Origin of the sequence: Halomonas sp. Cn5-12 (assembly GCF_021532545.1) — a bacterium.
Taxonomy (GTDB): domain Bacteria; phylum Pseudomonadota; class Gammaproteobacteria; order Pseudomonadales; family Halomonadaceae; genus Vreelandella; species Vreelandella aquamarina.
This window is the reverse complement of the sequence record NZ_JAKGAY010000055.1, coordinates 1-9,281: the sequence shown is the minus strand read 5'-3', so window position 1 is coordinate 9,281 and position 9,281 is coordinate 1. Positions and strand designations below refer to the sequence as shown.

Below are 9,281 nucleotides of genomic sequence, written 5' to 3'. Positions count from 1 at the left end.
AAGAAACGCAGTGTTCGGGCATTACGAAGCAGGCGCTCACGCCGGAAATACGGACCCTTACGAGCAATGCCGATGGCACGTAGCTTCAGACTGCCCGATCAGAGCCCTCGTGAATGAGGCGGGATCATGGCAGCCAAACCGAGCTATCGGCTTTTCGATATCACCCTAGCCAGACGCACCCAGGTCAGTGCCTCGCTCGTCAAGTTCACCTTTACGGGCCCAGACGTTGGCTACATGGCGACCTACGCGCCGGATCAACGCGTCAAACTGTTCTTTCCCAAAGACGGTGGCAGCCTCGACCCGCTGTTCGAAATCGCCAAGCTGGAAGAGCACGACTGGTACGGCGCTTATCGCGCACTGCCCGATACACAGCGCCCCGCCGCGCGCACCTACACCATCCGCGCCCTACGCCCAGAGAACGCTGAAGTCGATGTCGAATTCGTGCTCCACGGCGACAATGGCCCCGCCTCACGCTGGGCCATGCATGCCCAGCCCGGTGACCGGCTTGCCATGACGGCCCCCGACGCCACGGCAGAAGGCCCAGCGCAAGGTTACGAGTGGAAACCGCCCCAGGGTGTGCGCCGTATTCTACTCATCGCCGATGAAACCGCCCTCCCCGCTGCTGCCGGTATTCTGGAAACCCTCGATGACCTGCCGCTCAAACCCAAGGTCGAAGCGCTGCTCGAAGTGCCCCACCTCGACGACGTTCAGTCGCTCCCCCAAGCCGCTAAGCTACACTGGCTGGCCCGCGACACCGAGCCCAGTTGTCGGCACGGGGAGCTGCTGATGAGAGCGCTACGCGATATCGATTTGCATCGGGAAATTCAAGCGCTAGGTGGTGCGCCTGCCACCCCCACTACCAGCGCCACGACCCACGATGAAAGCGACGATGAGGACGGCCCCCTCTGGGAACCCGCCACTCTGGACGACAGCGCGCCCTTCTACGCCTGGATTGCCGCTGAAACCAAGGTCGCCATGAAGCTGCGCCGCTACTTGGTCAACGAGTGCGGGCTCCCCAAGCAGTACGTCACCAGCATGGGCTACTGGAGGCAGGGAAAGGCCAATGGTTAAGGAAATGGCAAACGACACGGCGTCAAACAAGGGTCTCACTAGCCAGCCAGCTCAGACGCCTATTGGCTGGCGAGACAGCCCCAACCGCTATGGACGAATCAGCCGTATACTTCACTGGCTGACCGCCGCGCTGGTCACGCTGCAATTCACCGTGTTGCTGGCTTGGCGTGGGATGGGCGAAAACGCTATCACGCTTTTCCTGGCCAGCATCGGGCCTCATGGCTCGTTAGGGTTTCTGATTCTCATCGTGACGCTGGCGCGCCTTGGCTGGGCATGGCTCAACCGCAAGCGGCGGCCTGCGCAGCCGCCTGGGTGGGGAGGTCGCATCGCGCGCCTGGTGCATATCACCTTTTACGCGCTGCTGCTGTGGCTACCCGCTTTCGCCATACTACGCCAGGTCGGCCGCGGCGGGGCGCTACGCTTTTATGGCATGGAGCTACTGCCCGAAGCAGAGCGCGAGATCCCCTGGATGATCGCCCCCGCCGATCTGCTTCACGGCCCACTCTCGTGGCTGCTATGTGGATTAATCATCGGCCATATCGCCATGGCGCTGATTCATAGGTTCTGGCTCAAGGACAAGGTACTGGCGCGTATGGTGGGGGGAAGTGGCAGGTAAGAGCTTAAGAAGTCATTAGATGAAGGCGCATACTCTGATGAGGAACTCGCTCAGCGTCATAGTGCTAAGGAGAGGTGCTCTTCGCCACTAGCCTGAATGGCATGTTTAAGCACTGACAGACATGACGCCTCCGGCAAACCCATTTATCTGACCGGCTCGAATTTTCCAGCGTCCAGCGCCAAATGGTGGCCTTTGAGGTGGAGACTCTGGGTTAGCAGTTCGTATGAGCGGCGAGTAGGCGTCAGGGATAATTTTGGCGAGAGTGAACCACTGATATGACCTCAATGCGATCCGTCACTTGGTAGACCACGATAAAGTTTGGGTGAGCAACAATTTCTCGCGTACCCGGCAAGCGGCCCACTTGGTGTAAGTAGGGGTGTTCAGCCACTGAGGAGACAGCTGCTTCAATACGAATACGCAGCCGCCGGGCGGCTTGAGGATCGCGCTCGGCGATGTATACGACAAGCTCAAACAAGTCGTTAATCGCCTCGTCATGCCAGTGGATAGGCAGGCTCACGAAACTCCGCCGCGTTGGCGTTGCTCCGCGTCGGCGATGATCGCATCAACCTTGGTCATAACTTGGTCATGAGGCATTCCTTGGCCCGGGTTGTCGATGCTGCGCTGAACTTTGGCCTTGAGCCAACGATCATAGCTATCGGCTTGTTCCTGCGTCTCGAATTCCGAAACGATAGGATCTAGCTGGGTATTCATGATCACCTCTCCTCGGTTACCTGTACAGTTTAATCGATACTCCCTATTTTGACATCTTCCTCTGAAGCTCCCACCTCCGCGCCAATCGACTGCTCGTCAGTCGTTTGCCCAGCCGCCAACAGCTTGCCACTCTCTAGCCGCACCAACCGATCCGCGAGGTGGAAATAGCGGTCATCGTGGGTGATCACCAGCACCGCTTTGCCCATGCGTTTTAGCTCGGGCAACACCTCGCAGTAAAACACCTCTTTGAATAACGGATCCTGATCCGCCGCCCACTCGTCAAACACCAAGAAGGGCCGATCCTCAAGGTAGGACACGACAAGCGCCAGACGCTTACGCTGGCCCTGGGAGAGTGCTTGGGTGGTAAACGCACCGTTTTCAACCCGCACCTTGTGCTGCAGGTGCAACTTGGCCAGCAGGCGGTTGCCTTCCTCGTCCAGGCCATCACGCGGTGCCTCTAACAGGCGCTCAAAGAGATGGAAGTCCGAGAACACCACCGAGAAGAGCTGCCGGTAGGCATCCCAGCCATCCGCTTCGACCCGCTCGCCATTGAGCAATACCTCGCCACCTTCCGGCGGGTAAAGCCCCACCACTACTTTGGCCAGCGTGGTCTTACCGCTACCGTTGCCCCCCACCAGGAACACCACTTCCCCCGGTGTGAAGTCAAGGTTGATCGGCCCCAGCTCGAAAAAGTCATCGCTCTGCTCGTGGTAGTACTGGTGGGTCACGTCACGCAACTCGAGCCGCTGAAAATCCGGCACCGGAGGTGATGTTTGCTTCTCCTGGCCTTGGGGCATCTCGCGGGTGATCTCATCGATTCGGCTAGCGGCCACCCGCGCCATGTTGATCCGCGGAATATTGATCAACAAACCTTCAAGGGGCGTCACCATGAACACGAACACCAGGGCAAAACCGGTCATGATCTGGGTTTGATTAGGCCCATCATCCGCCAATCCAAACAGCACCAGCCCGATGAAGGCGTACATCAGAAACTGCCCCCAGCTGGTCGAGATCACGAACAGCGACATGCCACGGGTACGCAATCGCCGCACGCCTTCAACCGACTCGCCGAGTACCCGATCCATGAAGACCCGGCTCTTGCGCCGGTGCAGACGCAGCTCTTTCGCACCATCGGTCAGCGCACGGAAATGTCCAAACAGGCGATCCTGCTCGGACGAGGCACTCTGGAGGTAACGAATAGCGCGTAAATGAACCAGATGGTAGCCAACAGCCCCCAGCCCAATCACGCCTAAAGCAAACAGGAACACCTGCCATGAGAGCATTGCCAGGTAGCCCAAGCACCCCACCACGATGACCGTATTGGTCAAAATCACCGGCAAGCTAACAAACAGTACCGCCACGTTGTTGCTGTGCTCGGTGAGTGCCGACTGGATCCGCGCACTGCCCACACGCTCGAACCGAGCAAAGGGGGTTTCGGCCACACACTGGGCGACAAAACTGCGCAACTCGGCCAGAGCACGCTGCCCCAATCGCTCAAACAGCGCCGTCGACACCATGCGACAGAGCATCAACGCCACGGCAATGCCCGCAAAGACCCAGGCAGGGTTGACATGAGAGTCGGCACGGCTGGCGGCATCGCCGGTCAACGCCGCATTGATTTGGGCAATCAGCAGCACGCTGAAAAGTCCCGAGAGAATACTGGCCAAGGCAGCGGCGGTCATCAGCCCGCGGGTTCGACGAAACAGATAGGAAAGCACATTCACCTCGTTGAAAAGCGATTGGAAGCCCATTGAAAACCGACAGCTACCTCTAAGGACGAATCGCTCCCGCAAAAAGTTAACCCACCATTACGTAAACAAGCCTCATTCTCATTCGTCCTTAGATAAAGAAGTCCGTCATACCGGCCCATGGCAGGTGATGTCGACGGCTGTTCCTTGTTTGATCCGTTCTCATCGATAGGAGCTTTGCGGTGTCCCGTTCTGTCCAGGCACAAACACAGGTAGACGCATCTTATGAAAGCCCCGCGGAAGCCGCGTTGCTCTCACGTCCCGAGGGCGTGGGCTATCACGTCATTGCGAATGCCACCACGCAGTCACTGCTCGTCAAGGGTGATCAAGAACGTCTTGAGTGGTCATTGGAGGACGATAGCAACACCTTGACGCTGCGCTGGCCGCAGCGCTCCGCCCCCCCACTCCCGGCGTTGCTCGCGGCGATCGAAGGGGCATTTACCTTTCACCCGGCCACTGTGGCGATACGCCTTCGCTTACCCAGCGTCGTGCATGCCAACCTGTGTGCCGCCGGCATCGCCGTGAAAGATAACCAGGGAGAACTCTGGGCCTACGCGGAGCTATTTTGGCAGCTGCCCACCCTTTGGCTTACCTCCCCCTCCCTGCGCGCCTACCCCCAGCAGCCGATCCTTACGAATGGAAAACGCCATCCACGCCGCCCACCGCGCCCCAGTGGCACGGTCTATCAGCGCCATATTCCCTGGCTCGATGCCACGGTGAGCTTTCGCGTGCTTGACCTGGCGCTCGACCTGGAACGCTTCAACCGCTGGATGAACGACCCGGTCGTCGCCCACTTCTGGGAGGAGCAGGGCGACCTGGAACAGCACCGCGAGCGGCTAGAGAGCACCCTGCAAAACCCCAGCGTGTTACCGCTGATCGGCTGTATCGACGGCGAGCCCTTCGGCTATTTCGAGACCTATTGGGCCAAGGAGGATCGCATCGGTGCCTATTACGCAGCCGATGACTTTGACCGCGGCTGGCACGTACTCATCGGCGAAGCGGCTTTTCGAGGGCGGCCATATGTGGCGGCCTGGATGCCCTCCCTCTCGCACTATCTGTTTCTCGATGACTGCCGCACTCAGCGCCTGGTGATCGAACCCCGGGTGGATAACGCCAAAATGCTGCGCAACCTTGCCCAGTGCGGTTACGCCCACGTCAAGGCGTTCGATTTCCCCCATAAGCGGGCCATGCTCGGCATGCAGCTTCGCGAACACTTCTTCAACGAGCGCAGCTGGATTCCGCTGCCGCCCCACCCTGGGTCAGCGCCACGACCCGACCCACGCTTCACCTTATAAACACGTCAGCCACGAGGACCCTTATGCATATTCATGACTTGATCGGCATCGGCTTCGGCCCCTCCAACATTGCCCTGGCCATTGCGCTCGACGAACATCGTCAGACAGGGCAAGCGAAGGATGCCTTGTTCATTGAGCGCCAACCCTGCTTTGCCTGGCACCCGCATATGCTGCTGGACAACGCCCATATGCAGATCTCTTTCCTGAAAGATTTGGTCACGCCACGTAACCCTAAAAGCCGCTTCAGCTTCCTTAACTATCTGCACAGCAAAGGCCGCCTGCAGGACTTCATCAATCTGCAGACCTTCTTCCCCAGCCGTCACGAATTCAATGATTACCTGAGCTGGACGGCCAGCCACTTTGAACACCAGTGCGCCTATGGAGAGGAGGTATTTGAAGTACTGCCCGAAACGGACAGCGACGAGGTCGCCTACCTTCGCGTTCGCTCACGGGATGAGAGCGGCGCGGTACAGGAAAGGCTCACCCGCTCACTGGTGATCAGCGTGGGCGGGGCGCCCAACGTGCCGGAGTGCTTCACCGGGCTAAAAGACGACCCAAGGGTCTTCCACTCCAGCCACTACCTCAGAGAGCTGGCAAAGCAATACGCCCCCAAACGCATCGCCGTAATTGGTGCGGGCCAGAGCGCGGCTGAGATCTTCCTGGATCTGCACGGCCGTGAAGGCATCCAGGTGGATCTTATTAGCCGGGCGTGGGCCTTTAAACCCTCGGATGATAGCCCCTTCGTTAACGAAATCTTCAACCCCGAGTACACCGACTACGTGTTCAACAACCCCACCGGCCAGCGGGAAGCACTACTGCAGGAGTACAAAAGCACCAACTACTCGGCCCCTGATTTGGCACTGATTCAGGAGATTTACGATGTGTTCTACCAGCAAAAAGTCACCGGCCAGGCCCGCCACCGCTTCCGCCGCCGCCATGAGGTGATCGGCAGTGAAGCAGGCCCTGAAGGCGTCGAGCTCAAAGTGCGTGATTTGGAGACTGGCCATACGGATATCACCCGTTACGACGCCGTAGTGTTAGCCACCGGCTATGTACGCGACACCCATAAACGGCTGCTGGCTCCGGTGGCGGACTACCTGCCCGATTTTGCCGTCAATCGCCGCTATCAGCTCTATACCAAGCCTGAGTTCAAACCGGCTATTTTCCTGCAAGGCAGCTGCGAGCCCACCCATGGTTTAAGCGATACCCTGCTGTCGATTTTGGCAGCCAGGACAAGTGAGATTTGTGCTGCACTAGATCAGAAAACTGCCTTATATGCATCCTCGCCCTGTAAGCAAGAAGTCACCGCGCCATAGTGCTCGGCCACCCCGAGGCTCACTTGATGTTGACTTCGGGGTTCATATACTCATAATGCAAACAATAACAATTAAGATTTACACAAAATTAAAATGAACCTCATTTAAGGAGAACATTCGTGAACCAACCCACTTTCCGCAAGCGGTGGCTTACGGCCGCCATTGCTGTTGCTGCCTGCAGTACGTCGGCAGCTGTGCTTGCTCAGCAAAATGCTACGTCGACAAACCACTCGATTGACAATGATGGCAGCGAGCTGTCTACACTCACTGTCACCGGGGATCGCCTGCCCTACGGCATGACCGAAAACAGCAATTCCTACACTAGCGAAAGCACTAGCATTGGCTTAGTTTCACAATCTGTGCAGGAAACGCCGCAATCTATTAGCGTTGTTACACGAGATCGCCTCGATGATCAAGGGACTACCACGCTGTCTGAGGCCCTACGAAATGTCACAGGCATCACCGTAAATGAGTACGGTCCTAATCAGTATGTTATCAAGGCTCGAGGCTATAATATTGATTCCTTCCTTATGGATGGCAGTCCTGTTCAGAGCGCGGGCAGTGCCTGGGAAAGTGCCGGAGTATTTGACCCCGCACTACTTGATCGAATTGAAGTATTGCGCGGACCTGCGGGCATTCTCCATGGCGCCGGCGAACCCGGCGGCACTATCAACCTAGTTCGTAAGCGTGCTTTAGCTGAGAGCCAAGCCTCTGTATCTATTTCTGCAGGTACGGACGATGCCTATCGGGGTGTTGTTGATGTTACCGGCGCGTTAGACAGCGAAGGGCAAGTACGGGGCCGTTTCGTCGGTGTCTACGATGATCGAGACTCTTTTATTGATCACGTTTACTCAGAGAACCAAATCGGCTATGGCACGCTTGAGTTTGACTTGTCTCCCGAAACGACACTGTCAATGGGCGTTACTGTGCAAGATGAAGAGTTTAGACCGCACTCTGGATTACCAGCTTACAGTGATGGCACTCTACCCAATGTAGACCGCTCTACCTATATCGGATCTGACTGGGATAAGCAGACAGGAGACGCACAACGCTATTTTATAGAACTTGAGCATCGCCTAGCTAATGGAGGCGAAATAGTCTTTAAAGCTAATCGTTTGGATCGCGATGCAAGCCTAAGAAAAAGTAGTGAAGGAGTTCTAGTCGCTGATCAAAATACCGGCGAGTTTGCGATTCGTCAGATCGCTTGGGATCTGGAGAAGCAGGACGATTATTTGGAGGCCCAGTTTAGCACCCCATTCCAACTAGCTGGAGCAACTCATGAAGCCGTATTCGGCACCAGCTATCAGAGTAGTGAGCTAAGTAATCAATGGGTCTTCGGCGACCCTCAATATCTTCCTCAGAATCTGTTTGACCCAATACATAACCGTACAGAACCAGATTTCGATGGCACACCTGGTAGGACTGAGCTTAATATCGAACAATATGCCTCTTACGGCCAGTTTCGATTCAATCTTATGGATGATTTTACACTTGCGCTTGGTGGCCGTATAAATTGGTGGGAAACCAATAACTTTCTTGGTGGTGAAACGTCCGGTGATGATGGCACTGAGTTTATCCCCTACGCAGGATTGATCTATCGCCTCAACGAAGGGCTCAACTTATACACAAGCTACACTGGCATTTTTGAGCCACAAACGGCTGTAGGAAGTGACGGCAACCCTATCAAGCCAAGAGAGGGTGAGCAATACGAGGCCGGTATTAAAGGCTCACATGCCGAGGGTAGCTTGAACTGGCATGCTGCAGTTTTCCGTATCGAAGACACCAATCGCGCATATTCTGATCCTAATAATCCTGGCTTCTCGATTCCTATCGGCGAAGCAAAAAGTGAAGGCTTCGAGCTAGAAGTTAGCGGCGAACTGTTGCCTCGCTGGGATCTCAGCGCTGGTTATGCCTATACACAGACAGAGTTCGTAAGAGATGCTAATTCGGAAGGACTCACACTCTCGCCGGACACGCCGGAGCATAACTTCAACCTATGGTCACGCTATCGATTCAGCGATAATCCAAATCAGGGCTGGCGCCTTGGTGCTGGCATAAATACAGTCAGCAGTGTTTATGCCGAAAGCGGAGATACGCGTATAGAGCAAGGAGGCTATACCACCGTGTCAGCCATGGTCGGCTATCGAGTCAATGAGAACTTGGATATCTCTTTTAACGGCAACAACCTAACCGACAAAGAGTATTACTCCTCAGTTCGGGGAGAAACCCGACATAACTACTACGGTGCACCACGCAATTTCATGATGACGATGAAATATGACTTTTAAAAAATCAGCATAGCACTCCCCAACATCTCGATTTACATGTATTTTATTCGGCCCTGCTTAGGTAGGGCTGAATTTTTGATAGTGAGTATCTATCATTTTTTATACACTAATACCTGAATCCGTGAGACCGCCCCCCGGAAGCACTTCTAACCCACTGACCTGCATGGCAATATAGCCATTATCGCCATTCACCCAGACAGTGCCATGCCCAACATAAAGTTCCGCGCCAGTCGCCG

8 protein-coding genes are annotated in these 9,281 nt (G+C 56.0%); 5 read left to right on the top strand and 3 right to left on the bottom strand.

Translation table 11 applies throughout. The features are described from left to right. Positions 1 to 126 precede the first annotated feature (126 nt). On the top strand, positions 127 to 1,071 hold the full coding sequence (locus L1249_RS16810; RefSeq protein ID WP_058578660.1) for a siderophore-interacting protein: 945 nt from the start codon (positions 127 to 129) through the stop codon (positions 1,069 to 1,071). Continuing rightward, positions 1,064 to 1,687, top strand: a complete 624-nt coding sequence (locus tag L1249_RS16805) for a cytochrome b (protein ID WP_054641356.1) — start codon at positions 1,064 to 1,066, stop codon at positions 1,685 to 1,687. Before L1249_RS16810 ends, L1249_RS16805 begins: the two co-directional genes overlap by 8 nt. A gap of 241 nt (positions 1,688 to 1,928) precedes the next feature. On the opposite strand, the gene L1249_RS16800 is transcribed toward L1249_RS16805, so the two are convergent. The 3 genes from L1249_RS16800 to L1249_RS16790 are packed head-to-tail and all read right to left on the bottom strand — an operon-like array spanning position 1,929 to position 4,116. Continuing rightward, positions 1,929 to 2,204, bottom strand: a complete 276-nt coding sequence (locus L1249_RS16800; protein ID WP_054641355.1) for a type II toxin-antitoxin system RelE/ParE family toxin — start codon at positions 2,202 to 2,204, stop codon at positions 1,929 to 1,931. Then, positions 2,201 to 2,398, bottom strand: a complete 198-nt coding sequence (gene relB, locus L1249_RS16795; RefSeq protein WP_054641354.1) for a type II toxin-antitoxin system RelB family antitoxin — start codon at positions 2,396 to 2,398, stop codon at positions 2,201 to 2,203. Before relB ends, L1249_RS16800 begins: the two co-directional genes overlap by 4 nt. Before the next feature lie 29 nt (positions 2,399 to 2,427). Next, on the bottom strand, positions 2,428 to 4,116 hold the full coding sequence (locus tag L1249_RS16790) for a cyclic peptide export ABC transporter (protein ID WP_063744345.1): 1,689 nt from the start codon (positions 4,114 to 4,116) through the stop codon (positions 2,428 to 2,430). 212 nt (positions 4,117 to 4,328) lie between these two features. Here L1249_RS16790 and L1249_RS16785 point away from each other — a divergent pair, with 212 nt between their 5' ends. The 3 genes from L1249_RS16785 (at position 4,329) to L1249_RS16775 (ending at position 9,045) form a co-directional block, all read left to right on the top strand. Continuing rightward, the gene (locus L1249_RS16785; protein WP_058578661.1) at positions 4,329 to 5,441 is read left to right on the top strand and encodes a GNAT family N-acetyltransferase; all 1,113 of its coding nucleotides are present in this window, start codon (positions 4,329 to 4,331) and stop codon (positions 5,439 to 5,441) included. A 23-nt stretch (positions 5,442 to 5,464) separates the two neighbouring features. Then, a complete protein-coding gene (locus L1249_RS16780; RefSeq protein ID WP_054641353.1) occupies positions 5,465 to 6,757 on the top strand; it encodes a lysine N(6)-hydroxylase/L-ornithine N(5)-oxygenase family protein in 1,293 nt (430 codons plus the stop codon). Positions 6,758 to 6,876: 119 nt separating this feature from the next. After that, positions 6,877 to 9,045, top strand: a complete 2,169-nt coding sequence (locus tag L1249_RS16775) for a TonB-dependent siderophore receptor (RefSeq protein ID WP_058578662.1) — start codon at positions 6,877 to 6,879, stop codon at positions 9,043 to 9,045. Positions 9,046 to 9,281: the final 236 nt, after the last annotated feature.